This is a genomic window from Winogradskyella sp. (genome assembly GCF_965228925.1).
Lineage (GTDB): Bacteria > Bacteroidota > Bacteroidia > Flavobacteriales > Flavobacteriaceae > Winogradskyella.
On the sequence record NZ_OZ245845.1, the window covers coordinates 1,849,655 to 1,868,208 of the forward strand.

Sequence of the window (18,554 nt, forward strand, 5' to 3'; positions counted from 1 at the left end):
TAGTACTAGGTATTGTTTATTGTAAAAAATGTATTAATGAGAGGTAGCCTACTTTATGTTTTAAAATCTTTTCTGAAAGCATCCGATATTAAAATCGATAGTGACGAGTTAAAAATTCAACTGCTGTCACACCCGTCTTATCCGAGCCTGCATGCACTAACAGGTGTTCTAAATCATTTTGGTATTCCAAATGCCGCCGTTCGTCTACCAGTTGAACCTCAGATATTGAAGGAACTTACTCCGGTTTTTATTGCCCAGATACAATCGGAAAATTCCAAAGATCTGGTTATGGTTAGAAAACACGCTGAGGCCTACGAAATTACATATGAAGAAGGCCGTAAAGAAAACGTTTCAAAAGCGGAGTTTCTTCAAAAGTTTTTGGGTATTGTCGTTGTGGTGGAAAAAGAGAGCTCAGCTGTTGATACCGTCCCAAAGCAGAATTTTAAAGACTATATGCTTGTTTTTATTGTTCTTGCTTTGTTGTTCTTCCAATTTCTAGCACATCAACCAAGTTTTGGCTCCTCTGTATATCTGTTATTGTCTTTTTTTGGGGGTGTCATAAGTTTTGTAATATTTAAACAAGAGCAGGGGGAGGCCACTATTATCGGTGATGCATTCTGCAATTCATCTGATGAAAAAAAGGATTGTAATTCTGTATTAAATTCAAAAGGCGCCAATATTTTTAAGAATTTTAAGCTTAGTGATATTTGTATCATTTATTTCATTGGGTCTATGGTTTGTATTTATTTGTTTCAAATCCTTAATATATCCTATAGTTTACTGTATACCATAAGTTTCTTAGCACTTCCTGTAACGTTGTATTCTATTTACTATCAAAAGTTTATTGTTAAGAATTGGTGTGCCCTTTGTCTTGCTATTGTTGCGATATTATGGGCACAGGCAGGATCCGTTTTTTTAAATAGTGATTTCGAATTTTCAATTGGATTTAACGATGGGTTAATCGCACTGATAACATATTTATCAACTGTTTTTATATGGAATTACATCAGCAGGCTCATAAAATCCAGAAAGGAACTTTTTGATCTTAAAATCGAGAATTTAAGATTCAAGAAAAATTTCGATTTGTTTAAATCCGCTTTGTTAAGTTCTGATGCTGTTGATACTCATATTCCGATTAAAAATGAAATGAAGTTCGGTAATTCGGAATCCCAACTAAAAATAGTTGTAGTGACCAATCCCTTTTGCGGCCACTGTAAAGCAGTGCATACGCTGATAGAGGATATTCTTGAGAAGCACAATGAGGCAGTTGAGATTACGGTTAGATTTAATGTTAATATAGACCAAAAGGATAGTCAAGTGGTGGCCATTACCAGTCGTATTATAGAACTCTATGATGTTTCAGGTGATAAGACGTGCTTAAATGCGATGCACGATATCTATGGGGAATTGAAGGCAGAAGCATGGATTGAGAAGTGGGGAACATGCGAAAATCTTGATAAATCCCATGACATATTGCAAAAGAGTAGGGATTGGTGTAGCTCTAAGGCCTTAAATTTTACACCTGCGATCTTGATTAATGGTAGAGCTTACCCTAAGGCATACAATAGACCAGATTTAATTTATTTTATAGAAGAACTAGATGAAGACTTAGAAGAAGTTTTGGAATTACAAGATTCCATGGCATAATATATAATAAACAAAGCCCTCATAGAGGGCTTTGAGGTTTGAACAAAATTCTCTCGCAAAGAATAGACACACTGCTGTGAGTGTCTCTAAATGTTCACGGCTAAGATAAATTTAAAATTTTTAATTATGAAAAATTTGAAAAATTTAGGCCAAGCCCTAAGCAAAAATGAACAAAGACTGATTAATGGAGGAAGTGGAAAAGGATGTCTTAATCCTTACTTTAATAATGAGCCCACCTGTCTACCGGGTTATCATCCGCATCCTATCCACGGTATTTGTATTTGTTGTCAGGATCAATAATAAGTGAGAGGTAAGTTTTAGGTGTCTTAAAGCTTACCCTTTTTATTAAATAGATCGTTGGAAAGATTCCCTAAACATGTTCAAACTGAAGATCTAAGATTGATGAAACACGACTTTTATCAGTTAAAAAATGTGTTCAACAATTAAAATATGCTCTCGCGAGGAATAGACACAAACCTTGAGTGTCTCAAAATGATCGAGGCCTTAAATAATTCTTTAAAATTTTTGATTATGAAAAATGTATTGAAATTAGGAAAAGCTTTAAGTAAAGCCGAACAGAAAGAAATAGCTGGGGGCACAGGACGTCCGGGGCCTGGTTGGCTGTGTTGCGAATGGTGTCCAGATGGGTCCTGTTTAGATTGGGTACCTATCGGGGTGCAATGCCCCTTTGCTCCACCATGTAGCCCATAATAGTACTAACCTAGGCAGAGCATTTCTCTGCCTAGATTATTAGGTAAAACGTAGCATTACTTTAAACCACATAGTTACAAAATGAGCAATATTAAAAAATAGTCTAAAAATCTTTAAGTATGAAACATTTAAAAAAGCTAGGAAGAACTTTAAATATAAAAGAGCAACAACGTATTAATGGTGGTGGCAATCCACCAAATTGTTGTGCACGACATTTATGTTGGACCGTTGATTGTGCAGATGGAGATCCATGTATACTTGCGTGTGGAGCATTTATGAATCAGTCTGGAACCATGCTAAACGGTTATTGTTGTATTACTTAATGCTGTTTTATTAAAATAGGCCATAGAGCAGCTTTTGGCCTATTTTACTTTCAATTGATGTTAAAGAAGGCTAAAGAAAAAGACTCTTTAACAAGGCTTTTGTGAAATTTAATTCTATAGAAGCCATTTAATACATCAAAAAACGAAACAGCTCTCGCAAGATATAGACATAAACCTTGAGTGTCTTAAAATGATCAGGGCTTTTAATCATGTTTAAAAATTTAATTATGAAAAATTTAAAAAAAATAGGGAAGGCTTTAAGTAAAATAGAGCAAAAAGAGATTAATGGTGGATTCGGTGGGTGTGATATTGCGCCCCCTGGTTGCCCATGTATTGTACCCCCGAATCATCCTTGTTTAGGCGGAGGATCGTCTGGCGGAGGATCGACAGGTGTTTGTTTTGGTTTTCCTGGAACATTTCCTTGTGATTCAACTTGCCCAGATGGTTCAGCTCCTATTTGCGGATAATTTTTAAATCTTTAATTATGAATGTTGTTCTCTCGCAAGGCATAGACACAATCCCTGAGTGTCGTAAAACGATCAGGGCTTTTAAACAAATATTTTAAAACCTTTAATTATGAAGAATATATTGAAATTAGGAAAAGCTTTAAGTAAAATAGAGAAGAAAGAGATAAATGGTGGGGGTCCTCTTGAACCATTTTGTGGATGCAGCACAAATTATGCTGTTGTAACAGAAGATGGTCATTGTGTATTTCTCAGTTCGGCAGGTACTGATTGTTTTGGAACCGTTGTAAACGGTAGATGCTGTGCGTGATATATGATATCTTTTAGTAGTTGGCCTACATGGCGAACTACTTTTAATGAATTTGAAAAACTAAAAACTTTTCTCTCGCAGGATATAGACATAAACCTTGAGTGTCTTAAAATGATCAAGGCTTTTAATCATGTTTAAAACTTTTAGTTATGAAAAATTTAAAAAGAATAGGGAAGGCTTTAAGTAAAGCGGAACAAAAATTACTTCATGGAGGAAGCTCTAGCGGATGCTTTAGCGGACTATTTCTTACATCACAAAATGGTAATTGTTGTTCGTATAAATTAAATGGGGTTGTTATTAATGGTTATGTAGATGGCAATTCTTGTTGTGAAGGAACATGTTTTTAAACAGATTATACATTGATAATGAATTTTATTTAAACCAACAAGTTTAGGGTATCAAAGGTGATGTATCTCCTTAATACCCTTTGCTTTTTAATGACTAAAGTACGCTCTCGCAAGGCATAGACACAATCCTTGAGTGTCTCAAAATGATCAAGGCATTAATAATATTTAAATTTTTAATTATGAAAAATGTATTGAAATTAGGCAAAGCTTTAAATAAAGTAGAGCAAAAACAAATTGTAGGTGGTCTACTAAAAGGTCAGTGTAACACTGATAGTGATTGTTGTATTTATCCACATACTATTTCATATGGATATCTCTGTAATGGCGCAACTCCAAGCGGCCCTGGTATTTGTGTTCCAGGAATCTTTTTTGAAAATCCATGTGGATTATAAAGATTCAAAACTAAATAAGAATGATTTTGAATTAAAACATTCTCTCGCGGGGAATAGACGCGAACCCCGAGTGTCTTAAAACGATCGGGGCTTTTAATCATGTTTAAAATTTTTAATTATGAAAAATTTAAAAAAATTAGGGAAAGCTTTAAGCAAAGCAGAACAAAAGCATATTAATGGCGGGGATGGAAAACAGCCTTGTTCAGTTCCTACTATTTGTCAAGACAACTGTTTGCCAGGGGACTGTTGTTATGGTCTCAATAATGGTAATATCTTTTTTGGTGTTATTAAACCTAGTGGTTTATGTTGTTTGAGCTTCTGTGCACTTTAGAATAATTATAAAACAGGCCATCCAGAGGATGGCCTGTAATTCAACGATTGATAACGAAGAAAAAAGCAAAATAGAATTATCAGATAACCAAGTCAAGTCTAAAAACTAATCACAGCAGTGCAAATGGGATGATTGGTTACAGAAATGTTTTAACTCTCGTGATTGTATTCAATTTATTGGTAACGCCTTAATTTAAAAATATCGGAACGTTATAGCTTTAAATGTTATGATCTCGGCTGATTTATCACTACAAAAAGCACATGTAAGGGTGCTCTGATTTTTTATAAGTCAATTAGAACTATCTATTTGATATCCTCTCGCAAGGAATAGACACAATCCTCGAGTGTCTCAAAATGATCGAGGCTTTTAATCATGTTTAATTTTTTAACTATGAAAAATGCATTAAAATTAGGAAAAGCTTTAAGTAAAGTAGAGCTAAAAAGTATTAATGGTGGCGATAGCCCAGTATGTGGTTGTTGTACGTCGGATTATGTGCAAACAGGGCCCAGTGAGTGTCAGTGGACACCACGTGGTGGATTTGGAATATGTGCTGGAGTTATTGTTAATGGTGAATGCTGTCTTTCAAGCTTATAGTGCATAAGACGGCATGGATAGTTTCTTAAAATCAAAGACTATCCCTACCCATTTTATATTTCTATGACATTAAGAAAGAAAACAGGCTGCATTTTGCAGCCTGTTTTTGTCAAAATACACATTGAAGTTCCTCGATTTGATTTGATCGTTTTTTCTTCCACCCCACTTATTTAAAATGATTATAAATAAAAATGTTGCGTTAAATTGAAAATATATTTACGCTATAATTCGTAAATTTGCACGGATTTTTAAGATAACTAATCTTTAAGTATATGTCAAAAGACATCAGAATTAAAAAAGGTTTAGATATAAAGTTGGTTGGTGAAGCCGAAAAAAACACCGAAAATGCCATAATAAGCAACTTCTATGCTATCAGACCTGAAGATTTCCACAGTATTATCCCAAAACTTGTTGCAAAGGAAGGAACGCGCGTCAAAGCAGGTGAAACACTGTTTTACAATAAGGATAATGAGGCTATGAAGTTTGTATCTCCTGTATCTGGTGAAGTTACAGAGATTCAGCGTGGACCCAGACGTCGTATTGACGCTATAAAAATTACTGCAGATAAAGAACAATCTTATGCAGATCACGGTAAATTTGATTTATCAGCTGATGCGGATAAGATTAAGGCGCATTTATTAGCGTCAGGTTGTTGGTCTTTTATAAAGCAACGTCCTTACGATATAATAGCGAATGCTGACAGCGCACCTAAAGCTATTTTTATTTCCGGCTATGCCAGTGCACCTTTAGCTGCAGATTTAGATTTTACTTTAAAAGGAAAAGAGGCTGAACTGCAGGCTGCTGTAACGGCCTTATCAAAGTTGACTGAAGGTGGAATTCATATCTCAGTGGGGAGCACAAATTCTCCATTGGCTAATTTAGATCATGTAACTACTTACAAGGTCTCTGGCCCACACCCATCAGGTAATGTAGGGACTTTGATTAATAAGGTCAATCCAATCAATAAAGGAGAAGTCGTTTGGACCGTTAATGCACAAGACTTAGTCATTATCGGTGAGTTGTTATTAACGGGAAAATTCAATGCTGAGCGTATCGTAGCTTTAGCAGGATCTTCAGTGAAAAAACCTAGATATTTTAAAACGAAGATCGGGTCTGAGGTAGCAACGATGATCTATGATAATGGTGTTGAAAAAGATGGGAACGATCGCATTATTTCTGGTAATGTACTATCTGGAAAACAAATAGCACCAGATGGAAATTTAGATTATTATAGTAATGTTATTACTGTGATTCCTGAGGGTGACGATTATGAGTTTTTTGGTTGGAACAAGCCAATATTCAACAAGATTTCTACATCGAGAGCCTTAACTTTTTCTTGGCTAAACCCTAAGAAAAAATACGATTTAAATACTAACACTAATGGTGAGCATCGCGCGTTTGTAGTCACAGGAAACTATGAACAGGTATTTCCTTTAGACATCTATCCGATGCAGATTTTAAAAGCGTGTATGTATAAGGATTTAGATGAAATGGAAGCTTTAGGAATGTACGAAGTGGCACCTGAAGATTTCGCATTGACTGAATTTATTTGTGTGTCTAAACAACCACACCAGAAAATTATAAGAGAAGGCTTAGACTTAATGCTTAAAGAGATAGGATAATGGGTTTAAAACAGAATTTACACAATTTCAAGGAGAAGAATAAAGACAAAAAGTGGCTGCCTGGTTTTAATGCCCTTTTCACCTTCTTATATACGCCAAATGAGACCACACACGGTGGAACGCACATCAAAGCGGCGGATGATTTAAAGCGCACCATGAACACTGTAATCATGGCATTAGTGCCATGCTTAATATTCGGTATGTTTAACGCTGGTTATCAGCATTACCTAGCGCAAGGTTTAATCGAGTCGGCGGATGGTTTTTTAGGAGCATCGTTTTGGACTTGGGATAACTTTGTAATTGGACTTTGGAAAGTATTACCCTTAGTCATTGTATCTTATGGTGTCGGTTTAGCTGTTGAGTTTGTATTTGCCATCATTAAAGGACACGAGGTTGAAGAAGGCTACTTAGTTACAGGAATGTTAGTACCATTAATAGTGCCTGTCGATATTCCACTTTGGATGTTGTCTGTCGCCGTTATCTTTGGTGTTGTCATCGGAAAAGAAGTATTTGGCGGTACAGGAATGAATATCCTCAATCCAGCATTAACCATCCGTGCATTTTTATTCTTCGCCTATCCGACTTGGATGTCTGGTGATAAGGTTTGGGTGCATGGTGCAGTAGAACGTGATGCAGCGATAGCGGCAGGTGAAAATTTAGATGCTATCTCAGGCGAAACCCTTTTAGGTTATTATGCAAAGTCAGGACAAGAACTGACTATAGCAGGAACTGATACTGTAACCACTTATGGTGATCGTGCGGCAGAATTATACTCGTATTGGGATATGTTCTGGGGAATTATACCTGGATCCGTTGGCGAGACCTCAAAACTTCTAATTATACTAGGTGGTTTATTCTTAATATTCACCAAAATAGGAAGCTGGAGAATTATGTTGAGTACTGTAATTGGTGCATTGGTTATGGGCTTGATTTTTAATGGTGTTGTAGATGCGGGATGGATAGGTGAGACCAGCAAGTTTTACGGATTAATGAGTGTGCCGTTCTGGCAACATTTAATAATAGGTAGTATACTTTTTGGAGCAGTGTATATGGCGACCGATCCGGTGACCGCATCACAAACTAATAAGGGGAAATGGATTTATGGATTTTTAATTGGATTTATATCCATAATGATTCGCGTGTTTAACCCAGCATATCCAGAAGGTGTATTCTTAGCCATATTATTAATGAATGTGTTTGCACCAACCATAGACCATTATGTGGTTCAAGGTAATGTGAAGAAAAGAATGAAACGTTTAAAAGCTAAAGTGGCATAACGATGGAAAACAGAACAGATAAAAATTCATATACTGTAATTTTTGCCATAGGTATGGTGATAGTTGTAGGTGCTTTATTAGCTTATCTAGCATCATCATTAAAACCTAAAATCACGGAAAATCAACGTTTAGAGAAGCAACAGAATATTCTCTATGCTATGGGTATCAATGATAATGATGAAACCAGTGCGGTGTTTATTTCGACTGATAAAGCTCCTGAGGCCTTTGATAAAAATGTTGCCGATCAGATTGTGATTACGGTAGACGCTAACGGTAAAGTTATCAAAACACAAAGTCGTGATGAGTACTTCGAGGAGACCAAACAAGAACCTTATCTAATAGATGTAAAAAAGCAGCAGGCGAGTGCTAAAGATGGTGGAGAACGAAAGTTACCGCTCTTTGTTGGTGAGAATTCAGAAGGAAAGACCGTTTATGTTGCACCAATACGTGGAAAAGGGCTTTGGGATGCCATTTGGGGTTATGTAGCGATGGATGAGAATATGGTGGTGCAAGGGGCGTATTTTGATCATAAAGGGGAAACTCCAGGACTAGGAGCCAATATCAAGCAACGTTATTTTATGGATGATTTTATTGGCGAGCATTTATTGTCAAAATCTGGGGAATTTAAAGGAATTACAGTGGCTAAGGGTAATGCCGACCCAAAAAATAATGATAAAACGGATAATGAAGTAGATGCCATTGCAGGTGCTACCATTACAGGTGATGGTGTTACAGCCATGATCAAAAAAGATTTAAGATTGTATTTACCTTACTTTAATTCACTAAAAGGAAAATAAGCTATGGCAAAAGATAGTAGATTAATATTAGACCCGCTAACTGATAACAATCCAATTACCATTCAGGTATTGGGAATTTGTTCAGCTCTAGCAATTACGGCCGAACTTGAAGCATCGATCGTTATGTCCATATCCGTTTTATTCGTAATGGGTGTTGGTAACGTTGTGATTTCATTAATGCGAAATATCATTCCTTCAAAGATTAGAATTATTGCGCAACTCATTGTGGTAGCAACACTTGTAATCATTGTGGATTTGGTATTGAAAGCCTTTGCCTATGAACTAAGTAAAACGCTATCCGTATTCGTAGGTTTGATTATTACGAATTGTATTATTATGGGACGCTTTGAGGCTTTTGCCTTAGGAAATGGGCCATGGAGATCGTTTTTAGATGGTATCGGTAATGCCTTGGGCTATGGTATCATCCTCGTCATCGTCGGATTTTTCAGAGAATTATTAGGTTCTGGAACTTTATTAGGGATTCCAGTTTTAGGAGATCCTATAGAAAAAACAGGACTTTATTCCATTGGGTATGAAAACAACGGGTTTATGTTATTGTCACCGATGGCATTGATTGTTGTAGGCATCATTATTTGGGTACAAAGAACAAGAAATAAAGCATTAATCGAAGACTAAAATTAGTAAGCAGCTGGCGGTTGAAGTAAGCAGATACTGAAAAACTGACCACTAAATACTGAATACTGAAAACATATGGAACACGTAGAATTGTTTTTTAAATCGATATTCATAGATAACATGGTATTTGCGACATTCCTAGGAATGTGTTCTTACCTTGCGGTATCTAAAAAGGTGTCAACAGCAGTAGGTCTTGGTGCCGCTGTAATTTTTGTACTGGCAATTACAGTGCCATTGAACTGGTTATTGGATCAATATATATTACAACCGGGAGCATTGTCATGGCTAGGTGAGGAGTATGCGAGCTATGATTTGAGTTTCCTATCTTTTATAATGTTTATCGCAACTATAGCCACTATGGTACAATTGGTAGAAATAGTGGTTGAAAAATTCTCTCCTGCCCTATATAATTCATTAGGAATCTTTTTACCATTAATTGCTGTAAACTGTGCGATTTTGGGAGGCTCATTATTTATGCAGTCAAGAGAAATAGCGACCTTAGGATTAGCATTAAACTATGGTATTGGGTCTGGTATAGGTTGGTTCTTAGCGATTTTAGCTATTGCAGCCATAAGGGAAAAAATTAGATATAGTGCTGTACCTCCGGCTTTGAGAGGTCTCGGTATTACTTTTATTATAACAGGATTAATGGCTATCGGATTTATGAGTTTCGGCGGCATGTTAACCGGTGGTGATGACGGGGCAAAGCCAGAAGATAAGGCAGCTGCCATAGAAGTTATTGATGAAGACATTGAAAAAGAAGAAGCTACAACTAAGTCCGATTTAGAAATAGCACAAAATACAAACGAGTAATTGATGAGCATGATGATATTAGCCGCAAGTACAATTGGAACTATAATAGCAACTGTGGGCGCCTTTCTATTGGTAACCCTCTTGTTAGTCGCATTATTATTATTTGTAAAGCAAAAATTGTCACCATCTGGTCCGGTAAAGATTAAGATTAATGGTGAAAAAGAAATTGAAGTCGCTTCAGGTGGAACGTTATTATCAACACTGGGAAGCAATAAAGTGTTTTTACCATCAGCATGTGGTGGTGGTGGAACCTGTATTCAATGTGAGTGCCATGTACTTTCAGGTGGCGGTGAGGCCTTACCGACTGAGACTCCTCACTTTTCAAGAAAGGAACTACAACATGGTGCACGCTTGGCTTGTCAGGTAAAAGTGAAACAGGATATGGAAATTACCATTCCTGAAGAAGTCTTCGGTATTAAAAAATGGGAAGCAACAGTTGTACGTAATTATAATGTCGCTTCTTTCATCAAGGAATTTGTTGTTGAAATTCCTGAGGATATGAATTATAAAGCTGGTGGGTATATCCAGATTGAAATTCCACCATGTGAAATCAAATATTCAGATATTGATATTACGGCACACCCTGAAGAGCATGAAACTCCGGATAAGTTCCAAGCGGAATGGGACAAATTTGGTCTTTGGCCTTTGGTGATGAAAAATAATGAAACCGTTGAACGCGCATACTCTATGGCATCTTACCCAGCAGAAGGACGTGAAATTATGCTAAATGTTCGTATTGCCACGCCACCATGGGATCGCGCTAAGAATCAATGGATGAGTGTAAATCCAGGTGTAGCTTCATCTTATATTTTTGCTCAGAAACAAGGGGATAAAGTAACTATTTCTGGACCTTATGGTGAGTTCTTTATCAACGAATCTGAAAGTGAAATGCTTTATGTCGGTGGAGGTGCTGGGATGGCCCCAATGCGTTCGCACTTATACCACCTGTTTAAAACTTTAAAGACGGGTCGTAAAGTGACCTACTGGTATGGTGGACGTTCTAAAAGAGAGCTTTTTTATATCGAGCATTTTAGAGACTTAGAGAAAGACTTTCCTAACTTTAAGTTCTATATGGCCCTATCTGAGCCATTAGAAGAGGATAATTGGAAAGTGAAAAAAGATATTAATGATGAAGAGGGCGATGGATTTGTCGGTTTTATTCACAATTGTGTAATTGATAATTACTTAAACCATCATGAAGCACCTGAGGATATAGAATTATATTTCTGTGGACCACCATTGATGAACCAAGCTGTTCAGAAAATGGGTGAGGACTTTGGTATCCCGGATGAACATATTAGATTTGATGACTTTGGTGGATAAAACCAAAAATTTAAGAATAATAAAAGCCAACGTAGAAAACGTTGGCTTTTTTAGTATTAAGATCATATAATTGTTGATTGTTTAAGCCCTTAATTCATGGACCTACTTTAGAACTTTTTGAGATTGGCTATAATAAGAAAAACGATAGTCCCTAGTTGCTTTAACCGACTCAATTTTTAAGACTAAAATGTCCAACGGTTACACTACCATCAACAAACTCGACTCTAAACCAATAGTCGTTACTTGGCATTATAACATTATTAAATCTCCCATCCCATCTCAACCCGTTAGAAGGATTGAGCTCAGTAATGAGTTTACCATATCTGTCAAAAATTCGAATAGATTTATAAGAGTTTTCTACTAGGCCTTTAATTTGCCAATAATCGTTATCACCATCATCATTGGGTGTTAAAAACTTAGGATACCCTATAAGATATAATGTTTGCGAAATAGCAGGATGACATCGGTCAATATCTCTAGCATATACAGTTTGAATTCCGGATGCGACATTATAAAATGTGTATTGATTAGAGTTTCCAAAATAATCGATATCGTTTAGGGAAAATTCATAATTATCACTACCCTCCATTGTAATGACAATGGTATTGTTATTGTAGTCTAAGTCTGTATCGATGCTCAGAAATTCTGGTGCAGCAATTTCCGAAATAGTAAATGACTTAGAGATAGAACATTCAATGCCGTTTTGAGTGTTGTACACAATTAGCGAATAGCTACCTTCTGTATTGGTAGCGAATTCTTGAAGCGTAGAGATAATGTCCCCTTCACTGTTTAGCCATTCGAAGCGATCATTGCTGGGGTCGCCTAAGAGCGTAAATCCCTCTGAGCGACAAAATGTATAAGAGTCATCAATTTCAATGGTGAGGGCGTCATTTACAATAAGGTTTACAGGGCCAACACCAGAGCAGGCCACATCATCCGATTCTGCTCTGACCCAAAGCGTAGTTGAACTCGTTGTATAGTTTGGGTTAACGCTATTTTGAGAAGTTAAAGCATCTTCAAGATTAAGATAAAAGTCCAAAGTTGTAGAGCTGGGAAACCCTTGGGCAATGCTTATGGCGTTAGATATCTGATCTAAATCAAAGGTTCCATTGCCATCTCCGACGAGATTATCGGAGTTTTCGCAGGTGTAAAAATCGGGGATATCGGTAAGTTCTACAAAAACGGTATTGAGAAAAAATGAACTAATAGAATAGCATTCGTTATCATTAATGGCTCTAACAAAGATTTCTTGGTTTACGCTTGTATTTGTGTAATTGGTGGGATTATCAATCGGATTAGTATCTTCCTCGGCGTCATTAAGAGTTTCGTAGAAAATCAATTGTTCTGCTAGATCGGGGTCTGTAATACGTTCCCTAATATTAAACAAATTGAAGACAGAAATACCATCCGTGTCTGTATCACAGTTAATAAGTTCTTGGTCAGATAGTAAGTCCGGAAGCGCGTAAATCTGAATTTTTTTTGTCGTGGTTATCGGACGATTATTTACCGTTATGGTCACCGACACATCGTATACGCCACTATTGGCAAAGACATGGTTTGGAGTTATTTCATTTGAGGTGGTTCCGTCGCCAAAATCCCATTGGGCGGCAGTTATTGTTGCATAAGTATCTACTTCAAAAGGTAGTTCCTCGTTTAAGCACCTATTTTCGCTAAGAATTCTGGTTCTGAGATGAGATTGAATAAAGTTAGGAAGACCAAGTCTTACATTATCGGGGCTTAGATCGATGGAGTTATGGTCGTAAGTGGTAATAGCATTAGAAAATTGAGGATTAAATGCTGTGCCTAGAAAATTGGTGCCTTCTTCAGTGTTTTTTGGGAGTGCTCTATAGACCTTCCCGTTTTTGGCCAACTGAAGTGCGCCAGGAAAACCATCCCTAAATTGTTCGTAATGAACAGTGTAATACTCCTGGGGGCTTAGAATATTTAAATCGTATTCATAGATGAGATTGGAGTTATTATACCCTTCTGGAACAGCTACGGTTCCTTCTGCTACATTCAAGAACCCTTGCTTAACAACGGTGGCGAATAGGTATTCTGAGTCTCTTGAAAACGCCAAGCCATTGGCAGAAATGACCTCAAAGAATGTGAGTGATGTTAAAAGGTTTCTTCTATTACTTACAATCCCGGTTTCGTTATTAAAATCGAATATTAAGATATGATCCGTTAAGCTCGCTGGTAAGTAGTTGCTACAGGCTAGCCTCTGTCCATTAGGGGATAATACTAAAACACCTTCGGTAACTGCTCTAAAAGCGAGTCCATTAGATATAACTGTGTCTTCAATGGTTCCATCGGTGTTAACTTTAATGGCATTAAAAGATGTAAATTCGTTATCGACGTTTTTTCTTGTGGATATGACCCAAATAGATTGTCCATCCGCATGATGTACAGCGGATAGTTTACTCATGTTAGGTCTTGGAATAAGAGGGATGTTTTTCTGCGTGACGGCTCCTAAATTACCGTTAAGGTTCATGTCTACAATAGAGTAATGTAGGCCACCGAGACCCACTGTAAACACGTAGTACCGTCCCTGTATACCAGCAATTGGGATGATGATCGAGTTTTGCATGGCTTCTTCGTGTCCAAAAAGACCAGAGCCATTATCCATAATGACATGATTTTTATTCCAAATATCTATGCCATTGGTGTAAAACTGCAGGTCTCCACTAATGTCAGAAATGCTGGCGCATCCCGCTGTAGCAATCATGTCAGAATTTGAGAGAATATTAGGATCTTCGAGAGGAGCAAAGTTTAGACCGGCAAAGTCACCAAAATACCAATTTTCGGTTTCGGCATTTTGCGAATTAATACAATCCAGACCGAGCACTATAGTCAAAAGAGAAAATAACTTAGTGAATGACCAAATGTTTAAATGGATAAATTCTAGTTTCAAGATTAATTTGTCTTTCTTGAATTAAAGATTTGTAGAGTGGAAAACTCAGATAAGATCGCAATAAATTATGGTAATAAGGTAAGACCTTATAAGGTTTAACCAATCGTTTAAGTTATAGCTTTATGGATTGTTAATTTATAGAATAAGAACCCTCTAAATCTATAAGATTGTATTGCTGTAGTTTACGGTCCGCAATCAAAAATAGATACAAAAAAAGACCAGTTCATTGAACTGGTCTTTTAATTTTATTAAGTTAGATTTAATATTGTGTTTCGAGTGTCTGCTGTGATTGAAACCTAAATAAACTCGAGCAATCCATAATATCTTTTATGTGGTCTAATTCACATAAAGTAGAAACCACTTCGCTCAGTCCATTGAATAATATAGCTTTATCATTAAAATAGTCGGGTTTGTGACAAAAGTTTTTGCCCAAACGATAGCCACAACCCTTTAAAAAGGCAGCTTCAATTTGAAGAAGTTCTAAAGGCGAATAGCCATTGAATCGTCTACCTAAATTTTGATGTACCAGACCAACGTAATTCAATTTAACAGAACCATGCATGTCCGTCATGTGTTTCCAACTATCTTTATGGTCTAAGATATTGCCAACGGCACATTGGGAGCAATCCTCAGGGTTTAAAGTGTTATTATGAAATGCCGTATATAGTTTCTCTACGGCAGCATCAAATCGACTCGAAGTGTTCATTGGTCATTAATTTTCTTTTTCAATAATGAAGATAAGAAAAAATGATCACTTATACTCAATAATTAGAAATACAGCGGTCGTTTCACCAATATTTAACGCTTCGTGCCTAATAACGTCATCATTACTGAAACTGTAACCTGTTGGAATGTCTACCTCTCTCGAACCTGAATCATCTGTGATTCTAAATCTACCACCGCTAAGTGCATATCCAAAGTGAGGCTTATGATAATGCTTCTCATGGCCTGTATTAGGAGGAAACGTACATTTGAGCACACGCACGTCTTTATTGTCTTCAAGGAGTTCGCAAACAGTTTCTCCTTCCCAACCAGCTTCAAGTGGGTCAGGCAGTGTTTCAGCATTTTTACAACTAAGACCTAGACTAAGAAGTACAAAAATTGATGTTTTTATAAGTTGGGGATAAATGCTGTTTTTAAACATTTGTTCCGTATTTAAAAGATTAATGGTAAAACAAACTGAAACATTAAAATTAGTAATCCTACCGAAATAAGATTCAAAATAATGCCCACACGCGCCATTTGATGAACTTTTACAAATCCGCTGGCAAAAACTATAGCATTAGGAGGTGTGGCCATAGGCAACATAAAGGCACAACTACTGGCAATGGTTACAGGGATAAGCAAATACAAAATGGGGATATCTAACCCTATGGCGATACCAGCAACCACTGGGGCTAAAACTGCGGTTAAAGCAACATTGCTCATTAATTCGGTCATGAAGAGCATGAGTATAATCAATAACGAAGCTGTTAGAATAATACTAATGTTGCTATCAGAAATCGCTGTAGCAACCATATCCACGATACCCGTAGAGGACATGCCTTTTGCCAAAGCTAAGCCGCCACCAAATAGAATTAAAACCCCCCAAGCTAAATTTTTGGTGTCTTGCCATTGCAGTATAAAATCACCTTGTCTTAAACGATGTGGAACCGCAAATAAAGCAATGGCACCTAAAATACTGATTATCGTATCTGTAAGCCCAAGATTTGGAAATATATGGTTGATTAAGGTTCTAAAAATCCATAAAAACACAATGACAGCAAACGTGTAGAGCACTTGCTTTTCCTTGGGCGAAATTTTACCAAGTTGTCTTAATTCATCGTTTATTAAAGATTTTGAAGCCGCAAATACCAAGCCTTTATTAGGGAACATTTTAATTAATATAAAGTAAATAATAGCGACTAATATCGCTGAAAACGGCAAACCCATTACTAACCAATTCAGAAATGAGATTTCGATATGATATTCGTTTTCTAACAAACCAATGAGTACAGAATTTGGTGGAGTCCCTATAATGGTGGCAATACCACCAGCATTTGCTGAGAAGGCAATACCAAGCATAACGCTTAGTGCAAAATTTTTGTCTTGCTTAGTAAAACCATCTTTGTCGTTTATGAGTAGGTTAATGACAGATAAAGCAATCGGTAACATCACAACGGTACTTGCTGTATTGCTAATCCACATACTCATAAAGGCCGTAGCCAGCATAAAACCAAGAATAACTTTATTAGGCGTGGTACCGGTAAGCTTGATAATGGTAAGCGCTATACGTTTATGCAGATTTACTTTTTCCAAAGCTAGGGCTAACACAAAACCTCCAAAGAATAAAAAGATAATTGGACTTCCATAATTGGCGCCAACTTCAGCCATTGGCATTACTTTAAATAGCGGAAATAATAGTAATGGTAACAATGCGGTCACGGATATGGAAACTGCCTCTGTAATCCACCAAACAATCATCCAGATAGCTGTTGCTAGCACTGTATCTGCGTTTTTTGAAATAAGTTCAAATGAAAATACTTGAAGGCCTATAAATAATAAGGGACCTAGAAATAGACCGATACGTCTCGAAAATGGATAGTTTGTCACAGGTTTAAATTTCAGTAATTAATTAGATTTTTAGGGCAATTATAAAATTCGAAACGCCTGCAACTGCCATACTCTCGTATTAGAAGTTTTAAATACTGATTTTTGAGAAAAATGTATTTAAAATATATCAATGCTTGTTTCATATCGGGTAAAAATAATTATTTCATACGAAACCCAAAGTAAATAGCGTTTAGAGTCTATGAAGAAACTCTTACTCGTTTTAGTCATTATAGTGGTGCTTATATTGGCTTTTCAATTGCAACCTGTTGAAAAAGCTGTAGACAAGGTTGTTGCGATAGTGGAAACGCCAAGTCTAATCAATAAGGACAGTCTAACCATAAAATCTAGGGTCAATGTTCCAGAAGGATATAAGCGTGTATCTTATCAAAAAGGTAGTTTCGAGGATTACTTACGCAGCTATAAGCTCAAACCTTTTGGAAGCAAGATTATAAACTATGATGATACCCCTTATTTCTGGCAAGGAGGACATATTGGTATATTAGAAATTCCAGTACCAAAAAACGGTTTGCAGCAATGCGCAGATGCACTCATAAGAATACGAAGCGAATACCTTTGGGATAATGATAGAAAAGATGACATAGGGTTCAATTTTACTTCCGGTCACTACTGCTCATGGCAGTCCTATGCCGAAGGCTATCGTCCTAAAATAAAAGGGAACAAGGTCAGTTTTCATAAAACGGCTAGCGAAGATCACTCAAAATCTAACTTCTATAAGTTTTTGAATCTTATCTATATGTATTCGGGGACCTTATCGCTATTCAATGAATTAGAATCCGTTAAGGCCAAGGACCTAAAGATTGGAGATATGCTGATTAAAGGTGGATCACCCGGACATATCGTGATGCTCTGTGATGAGGTGGTAAATGCCAAAGGTGATAAGTTGTTTCTGTTGTTTCAAGGAAATACGCCAGCCCAAAGTGTTCATTTGGTAAAGAATTTAGAAGATAGCACAACTTCTCCATGGTATCATCTAGAAGATGATGCTACAATTCCTGTCTCGAATTACACATTTGGAAGTGCAAAATTTGTACGATTTAAATAAGCTTCTTCGTATCTTTGTGGCATGGGTCAGCCATTAACGCCACAAGAATTGCATAACCTAGCCATGAATCACGTCGGGAAGGATTTGGAAGCGCGTGGTTTTGAATTTGTAGCGATTAACAGTAAGTTAAAACGCCATCCACAATTTGTCTGTATCGATAAGAACAATCAATACTTTTTCGTCGTGGTGAGAGCTGTAATGCTTCCCGAAAATCCTAATAATTATGACGTCATCTGGATGGAAACTTTTAAGAAGCACGCCTACGACAAAGATGCCAAGGTCTTATATGCTGGTGTTGGTTTAGGAAATCCAAACGGGGAAGGCCTACCTATTTATCTCAATGAAGAATACCTTATTGAATACAATGGCATACAAGTCATAGAAATGAATCTCAACTAATC

The 18,554-nt window shown here is 36.8% G+C and carries 21 protein-coding genes; 17 read left to right on the forward strand and 4 right to left on the reverse strand.

Going from position 1 to position 18,554, the window contains the following annotated elements; all coding sequences use genetic code 11:
- Nucleotides 1-36 precede the first annotated feature (36 nt).
- The 15 genes from ACO052_RS07595 to nqrF all read left to right on the forward strand — a co-directional run bounded on the left by ACO052_RS07595 (nt 37) and on the right by nqrF (nt 11,587).
- On the forward strand, nt 37-1,647 hold the full coding sequence (locus ACO052_RS07595; protein ID WP_422107409.1) for a vitamin K epoxide reductase family protein: 1,611 nt from the start codon (nt 37-39) through the stop codon (nt 1,645-1,647).
- Between the two features lie 531 nt (nt 1,648-2,178).
- Nucleotides 2,179-2,358 carry a hypothetical protein gene (locus ACO052_RS07600; RefSeq protein ID WP_422107410.1) on the forward strand — a complete coding sequence of 60 codons (180 nt, stop codon included), beginning with the start codon at nt 2,179-2,181 and terminating at the stop codon, nt 2,356-2,358.
- 119 nt (nt 2,359-2,477) lie between these two features.
- Entirely contained in the window at nt 2,478-2,681 is a 204-nt protein-coding gene (locus tag ACO052_RS07605; protein WP_422107411.1) for a hypothetical protein, read from the forward strand.
- Between the two features lie 209 nt (nt 2,682-2,890).
- Nucleotides 2,891-3,148 carry a hypothetical protein gene (locus ACO052_RS07610; RefSeq protein ID WP_422107412.1) on the forward strand — a complete coding sequence of 86 codons (258 nt, stop codon included), beginning with the start codon at nt 2,891-2,893 and terminating at the stop codon, nt 3,146-3,148.
- A gap of 109 nt (nt 3,149-3,257) precedes the next feature.
- A complete protein-coding gene (locus ACO052_RS07615; RefSeq protein ID WP_422107413.1) occupies nt 3,258-3,455 on the forward strand; it encodes a hypothetical protein in 198 nt (65 codons plus the stop codon).
- A 149-nt stretch (nt 3,456-3,604) separates the two neighbouring features.
- Nucleotides 3,605-3,802 (forward strand): hypothetical protein, encoded by a 198-nt coding sequence (locus tag ACO052_RS07620; RefSeq protein ID WP_422107414.1) that lies wholly within the window; start codon nt 3,605-3,607, stop codon nt 3,800-3,802.
- Between the two features lie 179 nt (nt 3,803-3,981).
- A complete protein-coding gene (locus tag ACO052_RS07625; protein ID WP_422107415.1) occupies nt 3,982-4,194 on the forward strand; it encodes a hypothetical protein in 213 nt (70 codons plus the stop codon).
- A 118-nt stretch (nt 4,195-4,312) separates the two neighbouring features.
- Nucleotides 4,313-4,525, forward strand: coding sequence for a hypothetical protein (locus ACO052_RS07630; protein WP_422107416.1), 213 nt, complete (start codon nt 4,313-4,315; stop codon nt 4,523-4,525).
- Between the two features lie 390 nt (nt 4,526-4,915).
- Nucleotides 4,916-5,119 carry a hypothetical protein gene (locus ACO052_RS07635; RefSeq protein WP_422107417.1) on the forward strand — a complete coding sequence of 68 codons (204 nt, stop codon included), beginning with the start codon at nt 4,916-4,918 and terminating at the stop codon, nt 5,117-5,119.
- A gap of 272 nt (nt 5,120-5,391) precedes the next feature.
- Nucleotides 5,392-6,741 (forward strand): Na(+)-translocating NADH-quinone reductase subunit A, encoded by a 1,350-nt coding sequence (locus ACO052_RS07640; RefSeq protein WP_422107418.1) that lies wholly within the window; start codon nt 5,392-5,394, stop codon nt 6,739-6,741.
- A complete protein-coding gene (locus ACO052_RS07645) occupies nt 6,741-8,018 on the forward strand; it encodes an NADH:ubiquinone reductase (Na(+)-transporting) subunit B (protein WP_422107419.1) in 1,278 nt (425 codons plus the stop codon). Before ACO052_RS07640 ends, ACO052_RS07645 begins: the two co-directional genes overlap by 1 nt.
- 2 nt (nt 8,019-8,020) lie before the next feature.
- Nucleotides 8,021-8,815 carry a Na(+)-translocating NADH-quinone reductase subunit C gene (locus ACO052_RS07650; RefSeq protein ID WP_422107420.1) on the forward strand — a complete coding sequence of 265 codons (795 nt, stop codon included), beginning with the start codon at nt 8,021-8,023 and terminating at the stop codon, nt 8,813-8,815.
- A 3-nt stretch (nt 8,816-8,818) separates the two neighbouring features.
- Nucleotides 8,819-9,451: an NADH:ubiquinone reductase (Na(+)-transporting) subunit D gene (locus ACO052_RS07655; protein ID WP_422107421.1), complete on the forward strand. Its 633-nt coding sequence runs from the start codon at nt 8,819-8,821 to the stop codon at nt 9,449-9,451.
- Nucleotides 9,452-9,526: 75 nt separating this feature from the next.
- The gene (nqrE, locus tag ACO052_RS07660; RefSeq protein ID WP_422107422.1) at nt 9,527-10,264 is read left to right on the forward strand and encodes an NADH:ubiquinone reductase (Na(+)-transporting) subunit E; all 738 of its coding nucleotides are present in this window, start codon (nt 9,527-9,529) and stop codon (nt 10,262-10,264) included.
- 12 nt (nt 10,265-10,276) lie between these two features.
- A complete protein-coding gene (nqrF, locus tag ACO052_RS07665) occupies nt 10,277-11,587 on the forward strand; it encodes an NADH:ubiquinone reductase (Na(+)-transporting) subunit F (RefSeq protein WP_422108054.1) in 1,311 nt (436 codons plus the stop codon).
- Between the two features lie 169 nt (nt 11,588-11,756).
- Here the strand turns inward: nqrF and ACO052_RS07670 are convergent, their stop codons facing one another.
- The 4 genes from ACO052_RS07670 to ACO052_RS07685 all read right to left on the reverse strand — a co-directional run bounded on the left by ACO052_RS07670 (nt 11,757) and on the right by ACO052_RS07685 (nt 17,090).
- Nucleotides 11,757-14,498: a T9SS type B sorting domain-containing protein gene (locus ACO052_RS07670; protein WP_422107423.1), complete on the reverse strand. Its 2,742-nt coding sequence runs from the start codon at nt 14,496-14,498 to the stop codon at nt 11,757-11,759.
- Nucleotides 14,499-14,757: 259 nt separating this feature from the next.
- Nucleotides 14,758-15,204 carry a Na(+)-translocating NADH-quinone reductase subunit F gene (locus tag ACO052_RS07675; protein WP_422107424.1) on the reverse strand — a complete coding sequence of 149 codons (447 nt, stop codon included), beginning with the start codon at nt 15,202-15,204 and terminating at the stop codon, nt 14,758-14,760.
- A 45-nt stretch (nt 15,205-15,249) separates the two neighbouring features.
- Complete coding sequence (locus ACO052_RS07680; RefSeq protein WP_422107425.1) at nt 15,250-15,642, reverse strand: cupin domain-containing protein; 393 nt, start codon at nt 15,640-15,642, stop codon at nt 15,250-15,252.
- A gap of 11 nt (nt 15,643-15,653) precedes the next feature.
- Nucleotides 15,654-17,090, reverse strand: coding sequence for an SLC13 family permease (locus ACO052_RS07685; protein WP_422107426.1), 1,437 nt, complete (start codon nt 17,088-17,090; stop codon nt 15,654-15,656).
- 199 nt (nt 17,091-17,289) lie between these two features.
- On the opposite strand from ACO052_RS07685, the gene ACO052_RS07690 reads away from it, so the two are divergent.
- Together ACO052_RS07690 and ACO052_RS07695 are read left to right on the forward strand one after the other, a co-directional pair.
- Complete coding sequence (locus ACO052_RS07690; protein ID WP_422107427.1) at nt 17,290-18,153, forward strand: DUF4846 domain-containing protein; 864 nt, start codon at nt 17,290-17,292, stop codon at nt 18,151-18,153.
- 21 nt (nt 18,154-18,174) lie between these two features.
- Nucleotides 18,175-18,552 carry a Na(+)-translocating NADH-quinone reductase subunit F gene (locus ACO052_RS07695; protein WP_422107428.1) on the forward strand — a complete coding sequence of 126 codons (378 nt, stop codon included), beginning with the start codon at nt 18,175-18,177 and terminating at the stop codon, nt 18,550-18,552.
- Nucleotides 18,553-18,554: the final 2 nt, after the last annotated feature.